This is a genomic window from Euryarchaeota archaeon (assembly GCA_016207515.1).
Taxonomy (GTDB): Archaea; Thermoplasmatota; SW-10-69-26; order JACQPN01; family JACQPN01; genus JACQPN01.
On sequence record JACQPN010000025.1, the window covers coordinates 244,450 to 269,482 of the forward strand.

At 63.3% G+C, this 25,033-nt stretch carries 25 protein-coding genes; 8 read left to right on the forward strand and 17 right to left on the reverse strand.

Annotation, left to right across the window (positions count from 1 at the left end; translation table 11 throughout):
* The first annotated feature begins 4 nt into the window (after positions 1–4).
* Positions 5–1,429 (forward strand): hypothetical protein, encoded by a 1,425-nt coding sequence (locus HY556_11785; protein MBI4394456.1) that lies wholly within the window; start codon positions 5–7, stop codon positions 1,427–1,429.
* Between the two features lie 5 nt (positions 1,430–1,434).
* On the opposite strand, the gene HY556_11790 is transcribed toward HY556_11785, so the two are convergent.
* The 7 genes from HY556_11790 to HY556_11820 form a co-directional block, all read right to left on the reverse strand.
* Positions 1,435–3,558 (reverse strand): DNA topoisomerase I, encoded by a 2,124-nt coding sequence (locus tag HY556_11790; protein MBI4394457.1) that lies wholly within the window; start codon positions 3,556–3,558, stop codon positions 1,435–1,437.
* A gap of 310 nt (positions 3,559–3,868) precedes the next feature.
* Positions 3,869–4,606 carry a hypothetical protein gene (locus HY556_11795; GenBank protein MBI4394458.1) on the reverse strand — a complete coding sequence of 246 codons (738 nt, stop codon included), beginning with the start codon at positions 4,604–4,606 and terminating at the stop codon, positions 3,869–3,871.
* Positions 4,607–5,575 (reverse strand): terpene cyclase/mutase family protein, encoded by a 969-nt coding sequence (locus HY556_11800; protein ID MBI4394459.1) that lies wholly within the window; start codon positions 5,573–5,575, stop codon positions 4,607–4,609.
* 77 nt (positions 5,576–5,652) lie between these two features.
* The gene (locus HY556_11805) at positions 5,653–6,927 is read right to left on the reverse strand and encodes an energy-coupling factor transporter transmembrane protein EcfT (GenBank protein MBI4394460.1); all 1,275 of its coding nucleotides are present in this window, start codon (positions 6,925–6,927) and stop codon (positions 5,653–5,655) included.
* Positions 6,928–6,995: 68 nt separating this feature from the next.
* Positions 6,996–8,402 (reverse strand): ABC transporter ATP-binding protein, encoded by a 1,407-nt coding sequence (locus HY556_11810; GenBank protein MBI4394461.1) that lies wholly within the window; start codon positions 8,400–8,402, stop codon positions 6,996–6,998.
* 31 nt (positions 8,403–8,433) lie between these two features.
* Complete coding sequence (locus tag HY556_11815; GenBank protein ID MBI4394462.1) at positions 8,434–9,321, reverse strand: hypothetical protein; 888 nt, start codon at positions 9,319–9,321, stop codon at positions 8,434–8,436.
* A gap of 158 nt (positions 9,322–9,479) precedes the next feature.
* Entirely contained in the window at positions 9,480–9,737 is a 258-nt protein-coding gene (locus HY556_11820; GenBank protein ID MBI4394463.1) for a hypothetical protein, read from the reverse strand.
* A gap of 141 nt (positions 9,738–9,878) precedes the next feature.
* Between HY556_11820 and HY556_11825 the strand changes: the two genes are divergently transcribed.
* Positions 9,879–11,339, forward strand: coding sequence for an adenylosuccinate lyase (locus HY556_11825; GenBank protein ID MBI4394464.1), 1,461 nt, complete (start codon positions 9,879–9,881; stop codon positions 11,337–11,339).
* A 67-nt stretch (positions 11,340–11,406) separates the two neighbouring features.
* Here the strand turns inward: HY556_11825 and HY556_11830 are convergent, their stop codons facing one another.
* The 7 genes from HY556_11830 to HY556_11860 form a co-directional block, all read right to left on the reverse strand.
* On the reverse strand, positions 11,407–11,847 hold the full coding sequence (locus HY556_11830) for a PIN domain-containing protein (protein ID MBI4394465.1): 441 nt from the start codon (positions 11,845–11,847) through the stop codon (positions 11,407–11,409).
* The gene (locus tag HY556_11835; protein MBI4394466.1) at positions 11,844–12,071 is read right to left on the reverse strand and encodes a hypothetical protein; all 228 of its coding nucleotides are present in this window, start codon (positions 12,069–12,071) and stop codon (positions 11,844–11,846) included. Before HY556_11835 ends, HY556_11830 begins: the two co-directional genes overlap by 4 nt.
* Positions 12,072–12,145: 74 nt before the next feature.
* Positions 12,146–13,378, reverse strand: a complete 1,233-nt coding sequence (locus HY556_11840; protein MBI4394467.1) for a site-2 protease family protein — start codon at positions 13,376–13,378, stop codon at positions 12,146–12,148.
* A 134-nt stretch (positions 13,379–13,512) separates the two neighbouring features.
* Positions 13,513–15,579: a chemotaxis protein CheA gene (locus tag HY556_11845; GenBank protein MBI4394468.1), complete on the reverse strand. Its 2,067-nt coding sequence runs from the start codon at positions 15,577–15,579 to the stop codon at positions 13,513–13,515.
* Positions 15,576–16,094 (reverse strand): purine-binding chemotaxis protein CheW, encoded by a 519-nt coding sequence (locus HY556_11850; GenBank protein MBI4394469.1) that lies wholly within the window; start codon positions 16,092–16,094, stop codon positions 15,576–15,578. Before HY556_11850 ends, HY556_11845 begins: the two co-directional genes overlap by 4 nt.
* A gap of 2 nt (positions 16,095–16,096) precedes the next feature.
* The gene (locus HY556_11855) at positions 16,097–17,464 is read right to left on the reverse strand and encodes a methyl-accepting chemotaxis protein (protein MBI4394470.1); all 1,368 of its coding nucleotides are present in this window, start codon (positions 17,462–17,464) and stop codon (positions 16,097–16,099) included.
* The gene (locus HY556_11860) at positions 17,457–18,236 is read right to left on the reverse strand and encodes an AAA family ATPase (GenBank protein MBI4394471.1); all 780 of its coding nucleotides are present in this window, start codon (positions 18,234–18,236) and stop codon (positions 17,457–17,459) included. The genes HY556_11855 and HY556_11860 overlap by 8 nt, the downstream gene beginning before the upstream one ends.
* A gap of 155 nt (positions 18,237–18,391) precedes the next feature.
* Between HY556_11860 and HY556_11865 the strand changes: the two genes are divergently transcribed.
* From HY556_11865 to HY556_11880, 4 genes are all read left to right on the forward strand, one after another.
* Positions 18,392–19,306, forward strand: a complete 915-nt coding sequence (locus HY556_11865; GenBank protein ID MBI4394472.1) for a protein-glutamate O-methyltransferase CheR — start codon at positions 18,392–18,394, stop codon at positions 19,304–19,306.
* Positions 19,307–19,525: 219 nt separating this feature from the next.
* Positions 19,526–19,930: a response regulator gene (locus tag HY556_11870; protein MBI4394473.1), complete on the forward strand. Its 405-nt coding sequence runs from the start codon at positions 19,526–19,528 to the stop codon at positions 19,928–19,930.
* Positions 19,931–19,951: 21 nt separating this feature from the next.
* Entirely contained in the window at positions 19,952–20,266 is a 315-nt protein-coding gene (locus tag HY556_11875) for a hypothetical protein (protein ID MBI4394474.1), read from the forward strand.
* Positions 20,266–21,042, forward strand: a complete 777-nt coding sequence (locus HY556_11880; protein MBI4394475.1) for a hypothetical protein — start codon at positions 20,266–20,268, stop codon at positions 21,040–21,042. The genes HY556_11875 and HY556_11880 overlap by 1 nt, the downstream gene beginning before the upstream one ends.
* A gap of 47 nt (positions 21,043–21,089) precedes the next feature.
* On the opposite strand, the gene HY556_11885 is transcribed toward HY556_11880, so the two are convergent.
* The 3 genes from HY556_11885 to HY556_11895 form a co-directional block, all read right to left on the reverse strand.
* The gene (locus HY556_11885; GenBank protein MBI4394476.1) at positions 21,090–22,199 is read right to left on the reverse strand and encodes an ABC transporter permease; all 1,110 of its coding nucleotides are present in this window, start codon (positions 22,197–22,199) and stop codon (positions 21,090–21,092) included.
* A 122-nt stretch (positions 22,200–22,321) separates the two neighbouring features.
* Entirely contained in the window at positions 22,322–22,945 is a 624-nt protein-coding gene (locus tag HY556_11890; GenBank protein MBI4394477.1) for a hypothetical protein, read from the reverse strand.
* Between the two features lie 5 nt (positions 22,946–22,950).
* Complete coding sequence (locus HY556_11895) at positions 22,951–23,310, reverse strand: response regulator (GenBank protein ID MBI4394478.1); 360 nt, start codon at positions 23,308–23,310, stop codon at positions 22,951–22,953.
* Between the two features lie 214 nt (positions 23,311–23,524).
* On the opposite strand from HY556_11895, the gene HY556_11900 reads away from it, so the two are divergent.
* Positions 23,525–24,469, forward strand: coding sequence for an ABC transporter ATP-binding protein (locus HY556_11900; protein ID MBI4394479.1), 945 nt, complete (start codon positions 23,525–23,527; stop codon positions 24,467–24,469).
* Positions 24,466–25,011: a hypothetical protein gene (locus tag HY556_11905; protein MBI4394480.1), complete on the forward strand. Its 546-nt coding sequence runs from the start codon at positions 24,466–24,468 to the stop codon at positions 25,009–25,011. The genes HY556_11900 and HY556_11905 overlap by 4 nt, the downstream gene beginning before the upstream one ends.
* The last annotated feature ends 22 nt before the right edge of the window (positions 25,012–25,033 follow it).

Here is a 25,033-nt window from a genome sequence, read left to right on the forward strand (position 1 = left end):
CACAATGTCCGCCCCGGCCACTGCTCGCTACTTCACCGTTTGCTTGATCATGGGACTCGTCGGCGCCACGCCCGTTCACGCGTCGCTCGACCTTAGGGTCAACGACATCGTGACGTGGCCGGCTCCGAGCGAACCACCGGAGGTCTCCGCTCCGATCCTTTCGCCAGGTCCGGAGCTCCGCATCGAATTCGACGGGCCATTGACCATCGATCGGGCGATAGTGCCCATGCGTATCGACGGGGAGCCGGTCACGGTGCGGGTACGTGTAACGGACGATTTGATGATCGGTGCCGACATCCGAGTCTCCGACGGAAACGCGGGGAACGCTTCCTGGCGGAATGGAACAGATGGTGCGAACATCATCCTTGAGTCGACGTCGGGCCGCATCATCCTTGCCGGCTATGCCCTCACGGCCGGCGACGGCGGGGCCGGTCTCGGATCAAGGGAGACAAATGCCATCGGCGGAAACGGGGGCCGTGGTGGGGGCATCTGGCTCCTGGCAGAGGAAGTGGTCGGTCCAGCGATCATCAACGTCGGGAACGGCGGCCCCGGCGGAGACGCCCTCTCGAGCGGCCCAAAAGACGTGTGGAACCGCGGGGGCGATGGAGGCGATTCGGGGCGGGTGTTTCCCGCGCATCTTGCGTCGATCTCCACCGGCGGCGTCGGCGGCAAGGGCGGAAACGCCGGATTGCAGGACCCCCAATACGGGGATCCTGAATGGGCCGCAAGGAGCGATTCCAATCCCTACGCAGATGACCGCGTGTGCGTCGACGACCCGGAAGCCTTCCCAAGCGCAAACACGTCAGCCCTAGTCGCGAATCCCCTCGTTCCCGTAGGTGACGACAGCGGCCGCCAGGGCGGAAACGCCAGCGCAGTCGCCCGGGCCGGAATCGCGTCCTGTCGACCTGGCTTTGACGCGGGAAACGGTGGAAACGCGACATCGATCGCGGGCAGCGGGGGAAACGGCATGCGGCGCGGAGGAAACGGCGGACTTGCCTACGCTCGCGCCGGCGCCGGCGCCAATGTGACCGTCCCGCACTGCGCGGGGACGGCCGGTAACGGCGGCTGGGGTGGAAACGCCACCGCTCAAGCTGGCGATGGTGGCGCCGCCACCAACGGGCCCGGGGGCGACGGCGGAGCTGCCATCGCCTGGGCAGGAAGCGCGGGAGATGGCGGCACCGGAGCCCGCCCTGGGACTGGAGGAACCGGTGGCTGGGCGAATGCCACGGCAGGCGACGGCGGCCTAGGGCTCACGGGCGGAGGTAGCGGCGGCGACGCGACAAGCCTCAATGGGGGCGGAGGCGCCGGCGGGGCCGGATGCGCCCTACCCCTCGCCTCTCGCACATCGACCATCGGCTACGAAGGGGCCGCAATAACGACGTTGCTTCTCCTTGGTTTGGCTGCCTGGGCGCGTAGACGCGTACGTTGAGCGCCTCAATTGCCCTGTTCCGGGCCGGGCGCGCGCGCAGGTTCCTCGGTGGAATCGGTCTCCGCGGCGTGCCCGTCAGCTTGCGGCTCCGGGCTCGCCTCGGCCGGTTTTTGCGGCATGCTTCGTCCCGGGCACTGCATGTTGACGCAGATTATCCAAGGTCGTCTGCCCTTGTTGAGCAGCTTGATGACCGGCGCTTGACAATGTTCGCAGGCCCGTCCCTCTGGAACGATTTTCCCGTACTGCGGCAAGGGATAGGTCTGGGTGCAGTTGGGGTAATTCGAGCAACCCAGGAACCGCTTTCCCGTGCGGCCCTTTCGTATCATCAGGTTGCCGCCGTCCTTGTTGCACTTGCCGATCGTGTTCTGCTCGTCCATGGCCTTGCGGATCGAGCCGCCGATCTCCTTCTTGTTCTCCTCCATGACGGCCACCACGGAATCGAGGAGTTCCCGGCTCTCCTTCACGACATCGTCGAGTTTCTTCCTGCCTTCGGCGATCTCGTCCATCTCGCGCTCCAATCGTGACGTCATGTCCGATTTCACGATCTGGTTACCGAGTTTTGCGAGAGCGTCGGTCACGGCGAAAGCAGTCTCCGTGGGCTCGATGGGGCTGTTTCGCATGTAGCCGCGGCTGTAGAGCTTGTTGATTATCTCGTGGCGCGTCGACTTCGTCCCGAGGCCGAGCTTTTCCATCTCCTCGATGAGGCGCCCCTGGCTGTAGCGTTTCGGGGGTTGCGTCTCCTTGGAGAGGAGCTCGGTGCCGACGACGTCGACGGAATCGCCGACCGCAAGCGGCGGCAACATGTTCTCCTTCGCGTGGAGGTACGGGTAGAACTCGCGCCAGCCCGGGGTCTTCAGGTGTTGGCCCCGCGACTTGAACTTCTCGCCGGCGATGTCGATGCCCACTTCCATCACGTCGGATATCGCGTGGCCGCCGAGCGTTGCTAGGAACCGGCGTACGACGAGTTCGTAGATCTTCCAATGGTCCCTGTCGAGATCCCCTCGAGACACAGGTTCTCCCGGGTGGATGGGCGGGTGGTCGGTCGTGCTCTTCTTGCCCTTGCTCGGCACGATCTGTTTTTGCGAAAGTACCTTCGCCGCATCCTTCCCGAATTCGGTGCGCTCGAGGCGCTGGAGGATCTCCCTGAGGTCAAGGCTCTCGGGGTAGACCGTGTTGTCCGTCCTCGGGTAGGAGATGTAACCGTTGGTGTAGAGGTCTTCCGCGAGCGACATTGCACGGGCAGCCGAGAAACCGATGGAGGTGGCGGCCGTGAGGAAGTGCGTCGTGTTGAAGGGATCGGGCGGGCGTTCCCTCTTCTCCGTAAGATCCGCGGAGAGCACTTTCCCGGCGGTCGCCATCCTGATCTTGTCGTTGACCGTCGTCGCCTCGGCGCTTTCCCAGAAACGGCCGTGCTCGTGCTTTGCGGCGAATTCTTCACGCTTCGAGAGTCGGGCGTCGATCTCCCAATAGGGCTTGCTCACGAACGCCTTGATCTCCTTCTCCTTCTCCACGATGAGCGCCAAAGTCGGGCTCTGGACGCGGCCGATGGAAAGGAAGTCGCTTCCCACTTGGCCCGACGCGAGGCTGATGAAACGCGTGAGGGTCGCGCCCCATGCGAGGTCGATCAACTGGCGCGTCTCGGCGCTTGCCGCGAGGTTGAAGTCGAGTGGGGAGAGATTCGAGAAGGCGCGTTTCACCTCCGAAGTCGTGAGGGCAGAGTAACGCGCACGCTTCACGTCGATGTCGGGCTTGATGGCGCGCACGATCTCAAGCGCCTCGGCGCCGATGAGCTCGCCTTCCCGGTCGTAGTCGGTCGCGATGATGACTGAGTCGGCGTCCTTCGAGAGCTTCTTGATCGCCTCGGCGATCGCCTTCTCCTCGACACGCTTCACCGGTTCGGCCCAGATGAGTTCACGGGGCTTGACCTTGAACCACTGGTTGTACTTGGAGGGGTAGTCGACGGCAATGATGTGGCCTTTGAGGCCAATGACGGCGTACTCGTGCCCGTCGTCCTTGAATTCGTACACCGGGACAGTCTTGACTTTCGTGGTCTTCGCCTTGCCGCCGGAGAGCGCGGCGGCGATTTTTCCGCCCGTGATGTTCTTTTCGGAGATGATGAGGATCTGCAATCTTGCCACCTTTGACAATAATACTAGTTTGTTTGTGCTTCGGCATGTGCCGGGAGTCGTTCGATTGGGTAACCCAATATTTAAACGCGACCAAAGTCGCTTGTGACTATCAGTGCATCAGCGACGATAACTGGTCGTCAAAGTATATTTCAATACTGGCCGGTCTACCAAGCCACGGGTTGGGCCCGCGTCCCTCACATGGCGATAGTCGAGGGTGCCACGTCAAGCCACCGGCATGTGATGCGCTGGCCGTGGACGGCGGACGGCCCAAAGGCGCCGCTTTCCGTCGCGGTGCTCGACCACACCCCCTCTACTCGCACGGGACCATGACCAGTCGCGACCGGACGTGCCCAGCGCTTTCCGCGACCGCGTCCTCGCACTGGTCCGCGCTCGACACGAAAGCGAAACCCGCCGTGAAGCCGTAACTCGATCCCGAGACGTTCAGCGTCCCTTGAGAGGCCGCGCGCCACGTCTGTTCGGGCCACGAGGCTCCGGCGCGGTGCTGTAAGTCGGGGAAGGCCGCTTCTACGAAGGCGAGGCGGCCAAGACCCGGCTTCGACGGCGGTTGATCCGGGAACCCGAGACGTAGCGGGTGGACCATGTCGAAATCGTCCACGTACCAGAGGACCTCATCACCATCCTGTAACGGCGGCCCGTAACGGATCCACTGTTTGTGCACGCCGTAGTACGTTGCCACATAGTTTACCCGGTATTCCCACCAATGGGACCCATCATCCCAGTATTCTTCCCCGACTTTTGCCACCGTGAAGTCCAAGTCCACGTTCCAATCGCTCACGCCGAGTCGGAATCCGCCCGATCGCGAGGCGGCAACGAGCGCCGCCAAGGGCGTTGTCGGCTCCAACGAGTAGTTTGTGCCACCGGTCGCCGTGACGTTCACAGGTCCTTCGAGAAAGACGAAGCCGTCCCAGATGTGGCTGTTCCTCCCCTCGACGCGCACGTGAAGTGCCAGGCCGGACTCGGACATTGAGGGCGCGGCGCTGGCGTGAAGCGCGAGGGCGACCACGGCGACGAACAGACCCATCTTCACTTAGACCACGACTAGCGGCGTTCCCGTGAGGCCGATGACGGCAAAGGCGGTGAGTGTCGTCGATGGTCCACCGAATCCGGGGTTGTCTCTCATCCAATCGAAATGGCCGTCGCTGCCTTGGAGCGCCAAGAGGAATTGTACAGGGTCCTCGCCGGCGGGGGTCGTCCATGTGGAGCTTCTGGCGTCGCCGCCCAAGGCGCGGATGGCGCTTACGGCCCAGGCCGTGCTTGCACTGTTCGCCGTCGAGGCGGAGCCGTACCAAACGGGGTCGAGCACTGTGGAGCCACACCCGCCCGATGTCTTGTCCTGGAACGACGACATGTAGTTCAACCCGGTCAACGATGCGACGGAGTCCGGGCTTTCCCCTACGAGACGTAAGCCCATGAGAGCGGCGGCGGTATCGTCGACATCCGCGCCGCCTCCTAACACGAAGCCCGACGGCTCCGTTGCGCGGGCGTACCCCCAGCCACCGTGGGGCAATTGGTTCGCCAAGACCCAATCCCTCGTCTTCTCGAGGACCTGGGCGTCCACCGAATACCCCTTCTGCCACGCCGCGCCAAGCGCGATCAACGCGAAATAATCGTCGTTCAAAAGATCCGGAGAGCCGACCTGGGTCCCGTCAAAATACGTTTCGACACCTGCCACGTAGTCGATACCGCAGAAACCGCGCGGATCGCCACCTATGCTCACGACGGCCGCGAGGGCGAGTTCGCGGTTCGTGGCGGTCGGCGGGATGCCCGCTCCGCTCGAGCAGAGGTGGTCGCCAAGGCTCGGTGCGGTCGGCGAGCTTCTCACCTCGAAGACGTCTTCGCCTGCGGCGGCGAGGGCGATGGCGGCCCAGTACGAATCGCCGAGCCCCCCGATCGAGCCGTCGGGGGAGATCCGCCCTTTGATGTACGAGACGCCGAGCGCCACCGCATCATCTTCCGCCGTGGCCGCAGCGCCTTGCATCGGCACCATGGCAGTCAAGCCCAAGCCCACAACCCACACGAGAAGCACCTTCGTCAACCCCGCAACACCATCCATTCAAACACACTTGATTACAATCAAGCAGGTTTGACGCCGTACAGCCCTACGCGGCTTATACCTTCCCGGGGCGCTTCACGTGGACGGACCAGACCAGCACGGCGTAAGGTCGATAGGACGGGATACGACAGCGCGACGAAAAGGGCCGAATTCGCGACGGCGGCCGGGCCGTTGAAAAGGAGCCCGCCCCCGACGACCACCATGTACACCGTCATGTCCGGCGGGGCGCCAGCCACGACGGCTAGTCCAAAGGAGAGCGAATCCGCCGCAACGCTGAAGAAGATGCTGAACGCGAAACCGAGGACGGCCGCGAGTACCGCGGCTATCGGGAGCGGCGAATCGCCCTTCTGCCCGAAGTCTACGCGGCCCAAGAGGCCGCTCACACCGCCAAGGAGCGCCATGGGGAGCGCATTGACCAATATCCCCGCTCCACCGCTTGCGAGCGCGATATCCGTAGCGGCCATCGCCAATAATCCCGAGAGGAAACCGACGCGCGTCCCGTAGGCTACGCCTGCGATGAAGACGACGAAATATGTGAGGGCAACGTTGGGGATCCAGAGGAAAAGCAACCGCCCCGCGATGGCGAGCGAGGCGAAGGCGATGACCAATCCCACCCGCGTCGCTTCGCCCTCGTAACCCGCGACGACGAGGGCCCGCGACAGGTTCCTCGCCCGTTTTCCGGAGAGCACGAACGCGGGGACGACGAGGGCCCGTAGCGAACGCTTCCTTCCCGCTTTCCCGCGAAGCGCCAGACCTCGAAGGTCCTGGGCGTTCTTGATGGCCTTCAACTCCTGGATCGCTATGGGGGCGAACCGGACCGTCCCGGCGAAAAGGACCGCGACGCCGGGAAGGCCGCAGAGAATGCGCATCCATTCACCGCCCGAAACGGTCGACCGTGCGACGCCGATGGCGAGTATCACGACCGCGAAGCGCACAAAGAGGAGACTGCCCGCTTGGAGGCCGGGGACCGACACTCTAGCGAGGCCCAACTCGACGAAGGGCGGCGTGGGATTCGTGACCGCCCAGATGATGGGAAGCGGGACGATCAGGAAGAAGGCGCGACCAGAATCCAAGATCGCCCGCTTCCTCGATGCCACCACCAGGATGGTGGCGCAAAGGAGCCCGTCGAGGACGAGGACCGTCGGGGCCCCCATGAGAGCTACGAGCGTGAGGATGAAGGGGACCGACGACCGGGCGGCGACCGGCACCCTGGCGTAGGGCGACACCGGTCGCCTGGAGCCTTGCGACGAAACGCGCGTCTCACGCTCGAAGGCACCGTTCCTCGTCGCAGCCACCAAGGGTCCTTCGTCCCGTGAGGACACGTCTCGTAGGTCATCGACGGCCGGCCTCCACGCCGTCGCGGTCATCTTGCGGGGACGACCTCGGGGCGTCGCTCAAGGCGGCCGCTTTCCAAATGGACTGATGCGTCGGCGAGCGGGAAAAGCCTGTCATCGTGCGTGGCGATCACGACGACATGGTCGCTCCTTGCTCTTTCGATGAGGCGGGAAAGACCGGCGAACCCCTTTGCATCAAGGCCCACCGTGGGCTCGTCGAACAGATGCACGGCCGGATCGTGTGCAAGCGCCGCCGCGATCGCCGCACGCTGGCGCTCCCCCCCGCTCAAGGACGCGGGATGCCGGTCTAGAAGCGGTTCAAGCGCCAACGCCTCCACGAGCGCCGCGGCGCTTCCGGGGACGCCGAGATTCTCCGGGCCGAAGGCGAGTTCTTCGGCGACGGTAGGCGAGAAGAGCATATCGGCGGCCCTTTGCGTGACGAGCCCCACCTGCCTTGCCCTCTCCCCCGATTCGAGCGGCGCCAGGGGCTTGCCTTCGAGCGTGATGTTCCCGGCGTTTGGGCGCACGAACCCGGCCAAACAGCGTAAGAGCGTAGTCTTACCCGAGCCGTTGTCGCCAAGTAGCATCGTGACGCCGCGACCCAACGACAGATCGATGGGCCCGAGCGAAAAACCGTCAAGGCTCACCTCAAGGCCCGCGATTTGAAGGCCGTGTGGGCCTTCTGCGACCGGGCCCTTCCCGCGTGCCCGGGCGTCCCATGCGCCGTGCACTCGCCCGCGCGCGGCCTCGGTGGCCGCCGTCCGCCCCATGAAGACCGAGGGCCTGCCGTCGAAAACCACGACACCCTCGTGGAGCGCGACGACCCGCTCGACGTGCGGCATGACGTCGCGCCACCGGTGCTCGGCGATGATGACGGTCGCATCAGCGGAGCGTGTGCCGATGTCGCCCAGGATTCTTTTTCGCCAATGCGCGTCGAGGCCGTTGAGCGGCTCGTCAAGAAGGAGAAGCGGGGCTGATCCCGGTAGGCAAGCGAGGGCCGCGCGGCGCGATTCGCCGCCACTCAGCGAATCAATCCGCCTGTCCGCGAATGCGTCGAGTCCAAGATTGGACAAGCGCTCGTAACGCGTCGCCCCCGTGCTCCCGGGCCCCGATGAAGCGGCACGTGCGTGAACGTCGGCACGCGCCTTGGGAAGCCCTAGAAGCGCGTCGCGGAGGATGAGTTCGCTTTCGACGTCCTCGGCCAAGAACTGGTTCTCGCTCTCTTGGAAGAGGAACCCTACGCGCCTCGCCGTTTCGCGGCTTCGTTTACCGGCATCGACACCATCCAATCTGATGTGGCCCTCGACGGCGGCCGCTGCATCGCTCTTGAAAAGCCCGGCGATGGCCATGAGCAGCGTGCTCTTTCCCGAGCCCGAGGCGCCGGCGAGGAGCACCCGCTCGCCGGAGGCGATGTCGAGCGACCTCACATCGAGCATCAAGGCGCCGTTTTGAAAGACGCGGAGGCCTTCAATCCCTACGCGCAAAGCGTGCCGGTCCTCCGGGACTCAAGATCGCGATCGGGACGCGTTCCGGGGCGCTTGCGTTGTACGACTCCAATTCCCCGAGGACCTCCTTCATCTCTGGCCCGGGGACGAGTAGAAGCGCTTCAAGGCCGAGCTGGGCTGCGTTGAAGGCCGCCTGCACGGGGGCGAAGCGGAAGGCCGGCTCCAATCCGAGCCGTCGAAGCGCCGCCCGCCCCTCCGTGCCTACCGCGCCGGCGTGCACGGTGCGCATGTCGAGGTCGCCAAGGGAGGCTTGGAGTGCGCGCGTCCCCAACCGTCGTGAGCCGCCTTCGCGCGCCCCCGGGACTCGGACAAGGTTAAGCCGCGCCGTATTTATTTCGACCACACCTTCGAGGTCGCCCACGAGCACCTCTTCGCCGCGCTCGGCGGACGAGAGCGCCTTGCCCTTTGACGAGGAATCACGCCCGCCGAAAGCGACCAGCTCGCCTTCGACCATGAAAAGCCCCAAAGGATCGCCTTCCCTGATCTTGTTCCCCGCGACGGCCGAGCAGGCGTCGATCACGTTCAAACGGAGGACGGCGTCGTCCACGTAACGCTTGATGTCAAGCATCGACTCTAACAGTTCTTGGCGCCCGAGGGCACTGAGGTTGTACCCGTCGCTCGAATGCTCCACGTGCCTTGCTTGCCGGAGTTCATCGAGATGGTTCAAGACGCCTTGGATCGTCATGCCCACGGCGTCTGCGAGTTGTTTCGGCCGGACGGGCTCGGCCTGCGAGACCTCGAACATGAGAAGGAGCCGTGTGAGGCGCTTCTTGTCGCGTAGCGTTCTCGCATCGGAGCGGCGCTCTTCATGGCGTTGCGACGGGAACGTTTGAGGACGCATGCTTGCCACGGGCCGGTGCATGCGACGCCGACCGTATTAAACTGGAGGTGAATTCATTCAATCCTGTTTAGGTCATGCTGCAGGTAAGACCGACCCTATTTGCCGACTTTCCCGGCGTATGCCCCGTCCGTGGGCGCTCCTATGAGCTATGCCAAACGTTCGCCCGGTCATTGGCCGAGCGCGAGACGCTCTTCGCCCCCATTGGGCCGCATGGTAAGACGCTCGACGCCAATCGCCGAAGGCTTGGCCAGCCGGAAATGCTCCCAACTCGCGTAGCCCGAAGCGAACCCGCACCAGCGGCAACTGTGCATCATCTCACCGAAGACCGGCTTTCCAAAGCGCGGGACGGCCACCGTTGATTCGAACACCCGCTCGCAAGACCGACACTGGACGTTGAAATTCTCCACCCAAAGCACCTCGGCCAAGAGCGGCGCTCGTTGGACTTACGTACCGTGGAAGTCCCAAAACGGCCCGACTTTGACAGGTCATGGTCGCTTTCCCCCTGTCAAGGCTAGCGCCCTCCGCGCCTACACAATTTATAAGGCCCCGTGCCTCTGGAAGACGCGATGTCAGAGCTTCTCGCTTGCCCGCTCGACTACCGTTACGGCTCGCTCCAGATGCGAACAATATTCGCCGAGGAAGGCCGACTCGGCAGGCTCCTCGAGGTCGAAGCCGCCCTGGCGCGCTCACAGGCAAGGCTCGGAATCATCCCCCGTTCGGCAGCCACCGAGATCGGCCGAAAAGCGACGACCAAGGACGTGAAGGTCTCGCGCGTGAAGGCCATCGAGAAGGAGATCCAACACGACCTCATGGCGGTGGTGAAGGCGTTGACGGAAAAGTGCTCGCCAGAGGCCGGGCGCTACGTGCACTATGGCGCGACCTCCTACGACATCATCGATTGCGCCAACGCGCTCATGCTACGCTCCTCGCTCGACATCGTCGAGGCCCGCCTCATCGATCTCATGCGGGCCTTCGCTCGCCTCGCCAAGGAGCACCGTGACACGGTCTGCGTCGGAAGAAGCCACGGCCAGCACGCCGTGCCGATGACTTTCGGCCTCAAGATAGCGGTCTTCCTCGCCGAGGCCCGCCGCCACCTCGAACGACTACGCGAAGCCAGGGGACGCATCCTCGTCGGGAAAGTGATGGGCGCCGTGGGCACCGGCGCGGGACTTGGGCCCAAGGCCCTTGAGATCCAACGGCTCGTCGCCGCCGACCTCGGCATCGGCATGGAGGAGGCCGCCACACAGATCGTCCAACGCGACAGGTACAACGAACTCCTCGCGATACTCGCGAACCTCGCAGCCTCCCTGGAAAAGTTCGCAACGGAAGTGCGTAACCTCCAGCGAAACGAGATCGGCGAGGTGGCCGAAGGCTTCGATCGAGCGAACCAAGTAGGCTCCTCGACGATGGCGCAGAAACGCAATCCCGTCCGCTGCGAGCGGATAAGCGGCCTCGCGCGGGTGGTACGCGCACTGCTTGCCCCGGCTTACGAGAATTCCGTGCAATGGCACGAGCGCGACCTGTCGAACTCGAGCGGCGAGCGCGTGATAATCCCCCATGCCCTCATCCTCACGGACCACATACTATCCGACGCCGTACGCGTCTTCAACGAACTGGAGGTCTATCCGGAGGCGATGCGCCGAAACCTCCTCATGTCGAGCGAGGTGATGGCCGAATCCGTCGTCATCACGCTCACCGCGAACGGCATGGGACGCCAGGACGCGCATGAAATCGTTCGGACCGCGGCGATGGCGGCCGAGGACGCTCGCGCCCATGCGCTTGCGAAGGGGCTTTCATCGGCCATGACCGGGCGGGAATTCCGCGATTCGCTCCTTTCGGACAAGCGCGTTTCGGCGATACTCACGCGACCCGAACTCGATGAGGCCCTGCGACCGGAATCGTACGTCGGCGTGTCGGCCCAGATTGTGGACCGGGTGCTCAAGAACGCCGCGCCTGCGATCCGGGGAAAGGCGGCGACCGCGGCGAGGGTGGGGAAGACTCGCAGGCGCGGCTCAAGAAGGAAATGAAAGTCTTAGGAATCGCGACGATCAAGTCTTCGGGCTAGTTCTTGCTCGAAATCATGGTCTTGAGACCTCAGCCCTTCTGTGGCCGGGTGCCCGCGTTGTCCATCGTCTCCACCATTTCGGCTGTCGTGAATGTCCGCACGCGTGTCTGCTTGCGGAGAGCTTTGTCCTGAGTCCAGATGCCATCGCACGGGACGGAGAGAGCGACGGCGACGAAGACGGCGTCCTCGGGATCGAGGTCGTGCATGATCTTACGGGCCTCGGGAAGATGCGATCGGAAGTCGCTTTCAGGAACGGTCTCCACGCGCGCCGTGATGAGGGCGAGCAACAACTCGGCCTCGTCTCTCGACATGCCCATGCGGGCAACGAGATCGTCCAAATGGCGCTCGATCTCGGCTCTCCCGTGCTCTGGTAGAATGAAAGTGTGGACGGGGGAGGCGAGGATTGCGCGCGACGTCGAGTCCCGCAGAAGCGCAGCGATGACGATGTTCGTGTCGAGGACCGGCTTCACGCCTCGGCCTCGTACCGCTTTGCAAGCGACTTCTTGATCTTGCGACCGACTTCCTCGATGTCTTTCTCCGTGAGCTTGCTTTTGGACGCGAGCTTCTCCATGAGATCAACGCGGCGTGCATAGTCCCACATGGCTTCTCGAGCTATCACGCTCCACTTTATCTCGGGGTGTTTCTTGATCAGCGTGAAGAGGTCCTCAGGCACCGCGAGCGTCATGTTGGCCATATGTTGTATATGTGTCTGCACATATTGTTAAAGTTGTCGGTCTGGCCCGCCCCGATCCCCTGCGGCTGGCATGACTACGCGACGATCGGCTGCGGCATGAATGTCAGGACCAGCACCACAAGGCAGGCGATACCCAGGATCTTGTCCGCCGTCGTTAGCGGTGTGACGTCGTCAAGCGGCGGCGGGTGCGCAAGACCCGTGAAAAGCACTATGGCGGCGAGGATGAGCCAACCCTCGAAACCACGGACCCCCGCGATATCCGTTCCCGTGAGAGCGGTCAATCCCAGAATCCCGAGCACGGCAACCACCGCATACGCGAAGTACTTCACGTTGTCCCCGAAAAGCGCGCGAAACACATGACCTCCATCTAGTTGTCCCGCGGGAAGCAGTTGTATCGAAGTCACGAGGAGCCCGACCCACCCCGCCAGAGCAACCGGGTGGACCGCTTGGGCGAGGGAGACGCCAAGAAGAAGGCCGAGCACGTCGTAGATGAGCGGCGAGTTGATCCCGACCTGTGTGCCTGTACTTGACGCGTCGGTCGCAAGCGGGGCGATCGCCCCCGGCTGACTCGTGGACAGCGAGAGACCGATGAATACGACGATGACACTTGCGATGAAACCAGCAAGCGGTCCCGATGAGCCGACGCGCACAAGTGCTCGCTTCGAGGGCATCGGCTCGTTCACGCTGATGACGGCTCCGAACGTTCCCGTGAAACCGATGGGTGGAGGTATCGGGATGAAGAAAGGAAGGCTCGGGTTCATTCCGCTACGCTTGGCGACCAAGAAATGCGCCGCCTCGTGGACGACGAGGATCGTCATGAGTGGCAACGCGTAGTAGAGGAAACCGTTCAAGAGGTGCCCGGGGTCGGTGAAAAGCGGGATGAAGTCTATCGGGACGGTGAAGAAATACCCGTACGCGAAAACCGCGCCGGCGAGTGTCGTCGAAAGCGTCGTCACGATGAGAAGGGCGAGGTTGAGGCTCGGTTTCGCCCGTTTGGCCTCCGGCTTTTCGATGAGGTAGAGACAATAATCGGCGCCGCGCTTCGTGACCACGGGGACCATACCGTCCTTCGCGGCTTCGGGCTTGACCTTTTCGAATGTCTCGAGGATCACCCGTTGGTCGGTTGTCCGGAAAAGGATCTCGGGTTCCTTGGCACGCGGCGCCTCCGGATCGTGCGGGGCGACGGACGGTCCGACCGCGGCGTGAGGAGGATCGCGGCCTGCAGAGGAACTTTCCGGGGCGGCGGCCGACGTCCGCCGGGACACGATGGATGCGTTCTTCTTCTCAGGTCCGGAACTCGCCGTCATCGCTCACCCGTTCCTCCCATATTCCCCCGCAACATAAAGGAGGAGGGTTTCCGCCGAACCAAAAGCAGGATGGTTTCCGCCGAACCAAAACGCCCGACGACGAGCGACGCGTACCCTCCGGTGGCCCGTCGACACTATGATTCCATTATCCCGGCAACATCCAAGATCAAAGCCACGGTACCGTCCCCAAGGACGGTCGCCCCCCCGAGCTCGCGCGACTTGATGACGCTGCGGTCAAAATTCTTGACCACGACCTCCTGTTGTCCCATCACCTCATCGACCGCAAGGCCCGCCTTTCGACCATGCTTTTCCACGATGATGGCGTAGCGTTCCTCCCCGGCGTCCTGTACCGCCAATAGGCGCGACAGGCGCAGCAAGGGCACGACGTCCTCGCCGTGGTAGAAGACCTCCTTTCCGTGGATCGTCCGCACACCCGTCTCGACGAGGTCGACGGTCGCTTCCACCGCATCTATCGAGAGGACGTAACGCTCGCTCCCGACGCGTGCGATGAGGCCCTGGAGGATCGCTAGGGTGAGCGGCAGACGCAGTGTGAAGCGGCTGCCTTTGCCGAGTTCCGAACCGATGCGAAGGGACCCTCCGACTGATTCGACCCAGTTCTTGACGACGTCCATCCCGACGCCCCGCCCGCTCGTCGACGTGACCTTCTCGGCGGTCGAGAAGCCGGGCCGGCAAAGAAGAAGGTACGTGTCGTTGAGGCTCAAGCCTTCGGCCTCCCGTTGGCTTACGATGTTCTTCTCGATAGCCTTCCGTTTGATTCTTTCCGGATCGATCCCCCGCCCATCGTCCGACACCTCGATCACGACGCGGTTGTGCTCGCGGTGCGTGTCTATCGTCACCGTCGCTTTCCTTGGCTTCCCGTTCTTCTCCCGTTCGAGCGCCGGTTCGACGCCATGGTCGATGGCGTTTCGCAAGAGATGAAGCAACGGTTCGGAGAGTTCTTCCATCACGGCCCGGTCGAGTTCGATGTCCCTGCCTTTCACTGCCAGTTCCACTTCCTTCGCCTGCGCGGCGGAGAGATCGCGGACCATGCGCGGGAACCTGTCGTAGACCGTGCCGAGGGGAAGTGTCCGGGTCTTCAACACGTTGTCGTAGAGGTCTGACGTCAAGCGGTCGATGCGCCCGAGCGCCTCAAGAAGAGCCGGTTGCTCCAATTGGCGGCTCATCTCCAGGAGGCGCGCTTTCGAGATGACGAGTTCGCCCACCGTGTCGACGATCGTCTCGAGTTGTTGCGTCGAGACGCGGATGCTTGTCGTCTTCGGCGTAGCGGGCGGCGAAGTTGACGCACCAGAGGTCGACTTCGCCGACAGGGCCGGTGGTTGCGAAGCGGCGGCCTGTGTCTTCGCACCACTCGAAGTGGATGCGTCGGCCGAGGTCGTCGAAGCGGTTTCGCCGGGCACGCTTGGCGCTGCCTCGGAGGGCGGCGTGGCGCGTGCCGAGGATGAGACGCCGGTCGGCGACGCTGGCGAAGGCGCGGTCACCGGCCCGGCGTCCTGGACTCCCGCGCCTTCCTGACGCCCCGTAGCAGTGCTTGATCCCGCTCCGCCGCCGATCGTCACTGTTCTCACGTCAAGAAGCGCCTCCAAACGTGTGTGGATCTCGTCTTTTGGAACGGACCCTTCGAAAGCGACCGTGACGGATTCCGGTCCCGTGCCATCGACCATGGCCTGCAAGGAAGGTTCCGATGAGATGACACGGCCCATGCGTTCGAGTGTCTTCACGACGATTATCCCGCGCGCGGCCTTTAGCGGGGTCGCGGGATCGAGCATGACCTTGATCGTGAACGCCGCCCCCACCGGGGGCGCGGAGGGTTGCGCGGCGGCCGCCTCGAGTCTTTGGATCATGTCCTCGTACGCGGGCTCGGTCCCGCTCGCCGCGATCGCCTCCACACCCACGGCGATCCTGTCGCGGGCCGCGAGAAGAAGATCCATTATGGGGCGATCCACTCCGCGCTCGCCCTTACGCAATTGGTCAAGCAGTGACTCGGCGCGGTGGGCGACCTCGGCGAGCTTGTTTAGGCCCACGGTCGCCGACATCCCCTTCAACGTGTGCGCCATGCGGAAGATCTCGTTCAACGCGTCGCGGTTCGAAGGGTCCGCCTCAAGGTCGAGAAGCCGCTTTTCGATCGTCGCAAGGTGCTCCCTCGCCTCCTCGACGAAGATGTCGCGGTACTCCTCCATCACGGCGGGACACCGGCTCCGCTCTTTTGCTGTACGGAAGGTGTCACGAGTGCCGAGATGTCGCAGAGTATGATGAGGCGGTCGCCGATCTTGGCTACCCCCCGAAGGTAGCGCTGCGACTGTTCGGTGAGGACAAGCGGAGGAGTCGATTCGAGACTGTCCGCCCCGACGCGAAGGACCTCGGTGACCTCGTCGACGACGAGGCCCACGGGTTGGGAGCCGGGGTTCTGTACGACGATCACGCGCGGTTGCATTCCCGGTGGGCGAGCGTCGAACCCGAGTCTACGCCTCAAGTCGATTACCGTGAGTATCTGGCCCCGGAGGTTCATGACACCCTCCACCTCCGGGTCGGCGCGTGGGACGCGAGTCACCGATTCGAGTTTCAGGATCTCCCGCACTTGGAGCACTGGAGCGCCGAACTCCTCGGCGCCGAGCCTGAAAACGACGAGCGCGACCTCCTCGCCGCCGGTACCCGCCCCCGTCTCCGAGTCCGTCTTCCTCGGCGCGTCGCCGCCCAACGCTAACTCCTCTGTTCGAAGGGAGAGCCAGTGTCGAGCAGGCGTTGGAGTTCCTTCGACGTCTGGGCGAGCTCCTGTGCGATGACGGCGAGCTCTTCCATGCTCGACGTGAACTCCTCGATCGAGGCCGACGTCTCCTCTGTGGAGCTTGAGGTCTCCTCTGCGATGACCGCGACCTCGTCCACACTCTTCACGATCGTCTCCGCGCCGATGCGCTGCGTCTCCGTCGCCCGGCTTATCTCCTCGATTATGTGGTTCGTCGCCTCGATCGCCTCGGCTATCTCGCCGAGCGACTTCAACGATGTGCTGACGATGACAGATGAATCGGCGACGTCCTTCGTCCGGGCCCCCATGGTGTCGACGACCTGGTCGATGTCGGCGCTTATCTGGCCCGTGAGCGAGACTATCTGATCGGCGGCCTTTCGGGACGAATCAGCGAGCTTGCGGACCTCCTCTGCTACGACCGCGAAACCGCGTCCGTGCTCGCCCGCGCGGGCCGCCTCGATCGCGGCGTTCAAAGCCAGGAGGTTCGTCTGTTGCGCGATATTGGTGATCGAACCTACGATGTTCTGGATCTGTGTCGAGCGGTCGCCGAGTTTGCGCACGACGTTCATCGACTCTTCCACACTTTGACGCACCGTCGCCATCTTCTCGATGGCCTGGCGTGCCGCCTCTTGGCCGGCCTTCGCATCGGTGGTCGCCGCCGCCGAGGCATCCTGGGCCCTCTTCACGGCTTCGCTGATGCTGTGGATCTCGTCGGCGAGCGTCTTCACTGCCCGCACCGTCTCCTCGACCCGCTGGGCCTGGTCTTGGGCCCCTTTGGCCACTTGTTGGATCGCGGCCGAGATCTCCTCGGTGGTTGCCGACAGGGTCTCACCCATCGTGGCAAGGGTCTGCGCCGCGGGGGCGATGCGGGCGGTGCGTGCCCGTACTTCCGTCGTCATCGTGCTATGCGGCTCGCCGAGCACCAACATCCAAGCGGCGTTTCCGGCGTCCTTGACGCGGAACGCGAAGATCTCCACCGGTTGTCCGCGGATGTCCGTGCGCGTCCTGTCGGAGCCCGTCGCCGGGAGGGAATCGAGGAATGCGGGCGCATCGCGCAGCCAATCTTGGATCGCGCGTCCGACGCAATCCTGGCCGCTGTTGAATTGGGTCCGGAACCAAGGGTTCGCGTATGAAACGTTCTTCGACGAATCCACTGCAAGGATAGGTCGAGGCGCCTGTTCCGCGAATACGTTCGCGAGAGGGTTCTCGGCCCCTGACGCGCCGGGGACCGGAGGCGTCACACGCGGTCTTCCCTCTGCGGCGGGAGTGGCGGTCGTGTTTCCAAAGACCGCGGAGCGGGCGGGCCTGCGTATGATATCAACCATGGTTCATCACTTCCCTCGCGAGGTCGCGGTAAGCGCTACCGGCCGGCGAATCGGGATCAAGGTCGGAGATAGGGACGCCGAGGCGCTGCGACTCGAAAACGACACGGTCGAAGGGCACGACGTGGATCGAACGGAAGGACCTCCGCAGGTCCGACGCTAGTTCATTCACGTTGTCGTCCGCGCCGAAGAGCCGTTCGAAGAACCTCGGCCGCATCGCCCGCGTGACCACCGCGATGTCGGCGACGCGCTTCGATCCGACGTTCTCGGAGACATCCGCGAGAAGCGTCTCTATGGTCTTCACGTCTTCGAGGGCGAAGATACCGGGGTCAAGTGTCACGACGATCCTATCGGCCGCGGCGATGCCGTTCATCATGAGGACCCCGGCACCCGGGGGCGTGTCGATGAGGACGAGGTCGTAGCGTGGCTTCACGGGTTCGAGGGCCCTTGCGAGCCGTTCGACACGGGCGTCCTTCTGGGCGTACAGCCAGGGTTCCGCCCCCACGAGATCAAGAGTAGACGGCGCGAGGTGGATCCCGGATTCCGTTTCGAGTATGACGTCCGTTATCGCAAGCCCCCCCGTGAGGACGTCGTACATCGAGCCCTTGATCGTCGAAACGTCGACACCAAGTCCGGACGTGGCGTTGGCCTGCGGGTCGACGTCGACGACCAGCACCTTGGCCTCCTTCTGGTGGGCGAATCCTGCGACGTTTATGCATGTCGTCGTCTTCCCCGTACCACCTTTATGGTGAGCGAACGTGACGACGGAGCCCATGCTTCGCCTTCATAAGTCAGGTAGATATATAAAATCCCCCTGTGCAATCATGTGAGCCATGGCGGCTAGCGCCCCTGACCGCGACCAAGCTGTACCAACGCGGCTGGTCAATTGCGCCGGCCTTGAAACGCTAGGTGACGCGGCCCGGAGATGACATGGTCACCTTGAGGCGCAAACCGGCCGCACCCGCATCCACTCGAAGGGACATAGACCCCGAGGTCATGGAGGAGGCGGTGGCGTTCATCACGACCCGTTTGGGCATCGACGGCACCTCCTTCAATCCAGTCTACCTCAGGCGGCGCATCAGGACCCGCATGCTCGCCCTTGGGCTATCCGATGTTCGCGAGTACCTGGACGCGGCGCGCATCGACCGGGCGGAGCAAGACCAGTTGAAGGACGCGATAACCGTCAACCTTACGGAGTTCTTCCGCGATCCCTCCACGTGGAGGGCCATTGAACGCCGGCTTCTTCCCGAACTTCTTCCCGCCGACGGGAGACGCTTTCCGCTTCGGTGCTGGAGCGCTGGATGCTCAAGCGGCGAGGAGGCTTATTCCCTCGGCATCTCGCTTCTTGAAAGGATGCGCGCCCAGGGCAGAAGCGACCGCGTCTCGATTCTTGCAACAGATGTCGACGTCGACTCTCTAGCGAGAGCACGCGCGGGGCGCTATGCGCCCGATCGGACGAAGAACCTTCTGCGGCCCCTTCGGGACCGGTATTTGGAACGCGTCGAAGCGGAGCGGACCGTCTCGGCGCCGAGCCCGACCGGTGATCCTGACGCGGATTCCGGCGACGGCTACCAAGCTATACCGGCCCTACGCGACCTCGTCACGTTCAGAAGCCTTGACCTTGCCGCGGGAAAACCGCCGGGGCTCTTCGACCTGGTCCTTTGCCGTAACGTCGTCATCTACTTCACGCCCGACATGCACGACAAGCTCATCGCAAGCGTCCATGCGTCGTTGAAAAGCGGCGGCTATCTCGTGATGGGGCGCACGGAACTGCTGCGCCGCCACCATCGCGGTCTTTTCGAGGTCGTAGACGCGAGGGAAAGGATCTACCGCAAACTCAGGTGACGTGACGAGGCCCCTCGTGATGTCCGAAAAGGCAGCCTGCCGGCCGTCCCCTGGGCGTCCCCTTCAACCTACTCCTCTCTTAGCGGAGGGTTTATGCGAAAGACTGCCATGGAAGTGGAATTATCACGCCCTCGACCACAAGGCTGCCCGTCGCAACATATAGGCGACCTACTCCACCGCTTTGCCCCGCGATGAGCACCATGACGGGACGGTGATCAGTTGGGGCGCAGATACCTCGTTGTGGACGATTCGCTGACGATCCGACTCGTCATGCAACAGATCCTAGCCCGGCTCGGCGCGATGCCGGACGACATCTCGCTCGCCGAGGACGGCATCCAAGCGGTCGAGCTTTTCAAGAAAGTGGATCCCGATGTTGTCTTCATGGACATCGAGATGCCCAGGATGACGGGAAACGAAGCGGCGACCGAAATCCTGAAAGTCAAGGCGACGGCTCGCGTGGTGGTCATGACGGGCGTCGATTCGAAGGATCAACGGGTCCGCAACCTCCTCGCGCAAGGAGCCTACGACCTCATCGAGAAGCCCATCCGGTTCGATCGGATCCAGCAACTCATTCACCTGATGGACGTGGAAGACGGCCGCATGAAACGGATCGGTGGCGGATGAGAGAAGGGCGGAGCGGATAGGATGGTGGCACCGCTACTACGACGGCTCGAGGAGAATCTCGCCCCCATCTTCGGCCGTGGGATGGCGCCGTACGTCATCCGACGGGCGCTTCGGCGCATGAACAAGAACGAGGAGAGCGTCGTCGATCGCGAGGTGGACGACCTATTGCGTCTCATCGAGCGCGAGAGCCTTGAGCGCGTCTACGGCGCTGGCGCCATCCCTCTCGCCGCCGAGATCTCGATGCACGTCCACCGCGGCACCATCATCGGCGCCGACACCGTGAAAACGCTAAAACGCGGCGAGAGCGCCCTTGCCCGGGCGCGGGAGCTACTCTGATGTCCAGCGGCCAACTCGTCTCCGCCGGGATCCACCTCATCACGGCGCTCGCTTTCGCCTTCGTCGGGTGGCGGCTCATGACCCGGTTCGCGACGAGTTCGGAGGCGCGCCCCGCCATGGTATTCTTCGGCCTCTATTGGGCGGCCCTCGGTGGAAGCGCGCTCACGCAGTTTGCGCTACTCGTCTTGGCCGCCCTCGGACCCGTAGGCCTCGAGTTCTCGCTCCGACTCCTCTTCATCCTCGCCTTCGCGATAGTGTACGTGGGGCTTGCCGGTTTCATGTACTACTTGGCCTACATCTTCACGGGTCGACGTGTCCTCAGCTCCGCGACGTTCGTCGTGTACTTGCTCTTCGGGGCGGGCCAGGTCCTACTCACCATCCAAGGCAGCGTGACGCCGGGCGACACCGATTTCACCTACCCGTTCTACACGAACGTCTCGACGGTGATCTTCCCGCCCGAGATCGCATACGTGCTGACCCTCGTGCCTTTCGTCCTCGGCACGTTCGGCCTCATCCTCCTCGGCTTCAAGACCGGACGTGTGCGCACGCACTACAGGGCGATACTCGTCGGAGGGGCGCTTCTCTTCTGGGCGGGTTCGAGCGCCGCCGCGTTCGCCATCCACTTCAAGGGCCTTCTCGAACTCGTCCCCCAACTAGTGGCGTTCGGTGCGGCACTCGCAGTCTACCTCGCGTACTTCCCGCCGGCGTTCATCGAGGCTCGTCTGGACGAGATGGAAGACGCTGAACGCTCGAAGGTCAAGAGAGACGCGGCCTGAAGAGCAAAGGCTCTGGAGGATCCCGCTTGAGGCCGCTTTGCAGCGGATCAATCCACGGTCCGTTTGAAAAGCCACGCCCCGCCGATCATGAGGACCAGCGTGGAGCCGACCAATATACCGACCGCCGTCAGTTCCTGCCCCAGGCCATACCCCAAAAGCATCACCTGCCGCAACGCCGATGTCGCATGCGTGTGCGGGAGGATGCCGGCGATGAATTGTCCTGGAGCGCCCATGAGGTCGACGGGCGTGATCGCACCCATCATGAACATGAGCACGATGACGACCATGAGGGTCGCCACCATCACCTCCCGGTCGCTTTTTGCCCTCGCCGCGAGGAGTATCCCGATCCCAAGGGTCACAAGTCCTACGAGGAGCGCTAGGACAAGGAACGTGAGGATGTCGCCGTGGAAGCGCACGCCAAGGGCGAATATCGCGAGTGCGAGGATCGCGACGGCGCGGAAGAAAACGAGAAGGAGGCAGGCGAGGATCTTTCCAAGAAGGAACGAGGTCTTGCTCACCGGCGAGATGAATACGCGGCCCAGCGTCCCGTCGCTACGCTCCCTGGTGAGAGACGTCGCCATGTCGTTGAGGCTCGTGAAGGCGATGAGGAGTACTACGATGCCCGGCGTGAATATGTCGAGAGCGCCCCCGGTCGCGATGAGTTCCTGGTAACGGAAGTCCACCCCGCGCCCTTGTTGGAGGGCGATGGCCTCCAAGACGAGTTTCACGCGAGAGAGGGTGAGGGCCCCCACGTAGGGCTTCGAGTTGTCGTAGAGGAACCCGATCTGCGGTTTGCCGTTCCTGAAAGCCTCCCCGAAACCGTCGGGGATGAGTAGCGTCCCGTAGATCCCGTTCTCCTTCATGTAAACCGACGCGTTCCGGTCCGCCGGCAGGATGTGCAGGGTGAAAAGCTGGGTGCGAGACAGTATGTCGATGAACTGGACGCTCTCGGCGGAAGCGTCCATGTCCTTCACCGCCATCGGGTAAGGCACCGAGTCCGCGGTCGGCTGGAAGTTCTGGCCGCCGAAACTCAACGAGAAGGCCGCCATCGCGACGATGGGCAGGACGAGCGTCAGGACCTGGCTTCGCTTGTCGCGACTCAGGTGCACTAATTCTTTCTTTGCGACGAGAAGCGCGTCGCGCACCAGGCCACCCATTCCTACGGTTCCCCCTCGAGACGATTCACGGGATCCACCGGCCCCCCGCCGATCATCTTATTCCACCATCAGAGCCACGGGGGACTCCGTCGCACCGGTCCCCTCCTCTTTGCGAAAGCGGCTCATTCGGACCCGCCTGCGGCCTTCGTGAAGAAGACCAGCAGCATCGTGCCACCGACCCCGGACGTCTTCTCGGCGAAGGCCGTCTCGAGGAGTATCGCGTGGTCTTCGCCGTGACTTGGAATGGACAAGGCGTCGAGCCGTTCCTTCGGCTTGAAAGTCGTATCCGGGACACCCGTCTTGATCGACGAGCCCGACACAGCTGCGGCGGCGGTGACCATGGCGTTCAACGCGATGTTCGCGGTCTCCGCGACCGCGCTCTCCTCGAGGGCGGCGAACTTCGTCGTCGATCCTAGGGGTTTTCCCAGGAGCAAGTCGACGAGGCGAAGCGCCTCGTTCTTTCCAAGGACCAACGCGCCAAAACCGTTCGCGTCACGCTCGAACGTCATGCCGGCCGCGGCCGCCGCTCCATAGTGCCTCGAAAGCACCGCGCCGAGGGTGGTCAATGGGACGAGCGCGATGCCGCTCGACGATATTTCGACGGGTTGGCGCGTGAGTTTGCCAAGCGACTCGACACCTTTCGATGTCGATTCGTGGCCGATGGACCGAAGGAGGCTGATCGTGTCCTGCGCCGAACGAAGGAAGGAGACGTGGCTCTTCGAACCGCCTAGGGGCCAGAGCGCCATGGTGTTCACTTCAGGACCGTGGTGATGGTCTTCGTCACTGCCGCCTCGTCGAAGGGCTTCACGAGGTAGTCAGAGGCGCCGAGCGCCACCGCTTGGGCGATCTCGGACTGCTGGCCTATCGCACTCACGATGACGACTCGCGTGTTCGGATGGGACTTGCGAAGCCCCTTGAGGCACTCCATGCCGCCCATGCCGGGCATGACGAGGTCGAGGGTGACGAGCTCCGGCTTGACTTTTGGCGCCTCCGCGAGGCATTTCTCGCCGCTTTCCGCCTCGCCCACCACCTCGTGGCCGGCTTTGGTGAGGATGTTGCGAAGCACTTGCCGCATGAACATCGAATCGTCCACTATCATGACGCGGGCCATGGTATCGCTTCCGTAACGCCCGGACGCGCTTTTAACATTTTCATTGGCAAGATAGCGGAAGGATGCCGAAGGAACACGTCCGAGCGGCGCTCTGACGACGACGGCTTGGCGGCGAAAAGCCACGACCGGGACCCCGCGCCATCCGTCCTCGCCTACCGGCAGGCTTATTCGCGGTAGCGACGGTTTCTCGGCCGGAGTTTTCTTGGGCGCGGCCGTGGAGATAAGGGGACTCGAAAAACGATTCGGCGACTTCGTCGCGTTGCAGCCCCTCAACCTTTCCATCGACGAAGGCGAGATCTTTGGGTTCCTCGGCTCGAACGGGGCGGGGAAGACGACAACGATCAGGATGCTCACGACCCTCCTCGAACCGTCGCGTGGGACGGCGCTCATCCATGGCAAAGACATCGTGAAGGACCAGAACGCTGTCCGAAAACTCATCGGCGTAGTCTCGGACAAGATCAACCTCTACCCCGACCTCTCCTCGGAACAGAACCTGCGCTTTTTTGCAAGCCTCTACGGTCTCGGCGAGAAAAAGGTCGACGAGCGCGTGAAGGACGTCTTGAACCGCGTCGACCTCTGGGATCGCCGCAAGGACAAGATCGGCGGTTATAGTTTCGGCATGCGTAAGCGCGCGGAGATAGCCTGTGCGCTGGTGCACGAACCCAAGGTGCTCTTCATGGACGAGGCGACGACGGGCATCGACCCCCAGAACAGCATCCGCATCCGCAACCTCGCTTTGGAGCTTGCCAAAGAAGGCATGAGCATCATCTGGACGACGCACATGATGGAGGAACCGGAGCGGCTTTGCAAACGCGTGGCCATCATGAGCCGCGGCGAGGTGATGGCCATCGGCAACCCCTACGAGCTGGCCCGGTTGATCGAGAAGGAGAAGACCATCGAGATCCGGGCGGACCAGAACGTGAACCCGGAGCAGGTCCAACTGCTCTTTGGGATACTTCGCAGGCAGGGGATCCCGGCCACTTCCGAGAATTTCGAGAACGGTGTCTTGAAAGTCGTCGTGGACAAGGACTTCGACGTGACGAAGGTACTTACGATCACCCAGAATTTCGGGTACATTCACAGCATCAACACGTTGGAACCAAGCCTTGAGGACGTGTTCATCCATTACACTAGCGGGAAAGGAGTGGTGGCTGCATGAGCGAAGGGGCGGTTTCCGCGATCACGAAGCACTGGAGGCTCGCGATCCCAAGCTGGCTCACGGGCGTTTTCGTCCTGGTGGCCGCGATGGACGCCGAGGCGGCGACTCGAAGCCTCAGCATCAAGGAACCGAACCCCCTCTTCGCCGACACGACGCTCATGTTCGCGAACGTCGGGCTCGTACTCGTCGTGGTCCTACAGATCGCTCGGAGCTTCATCGCGAAGAAGAACAAGTACAAGGCGGTGAAGGATTGGCAGAGCCCGCCGAGCCCGGGGGCGGCGCCGACCCCAGCGTCTTCATCCGCCCATCCATCGCGCGCCCAGTATACGCCTTCCGCGCCTCCGGCCATGGGACGCGTGGGCGCCTCCTCAGCACGTCCCGCATCGGTCACGCGCCCTTCCCCTACGCCCGCTCCGGCTACACCTACCGCCGCCACGATCGTCCAATGCGCGTCGTGCGGACAGAAACTCTCATTGAAGATCGCCACCCGTCCGGCGAAGTTCAGGTGTCCAAAGTGCCAGACCGTGGGGGTCGTCAAGTGAGTCCCCACCCGAGAGCAGCGAC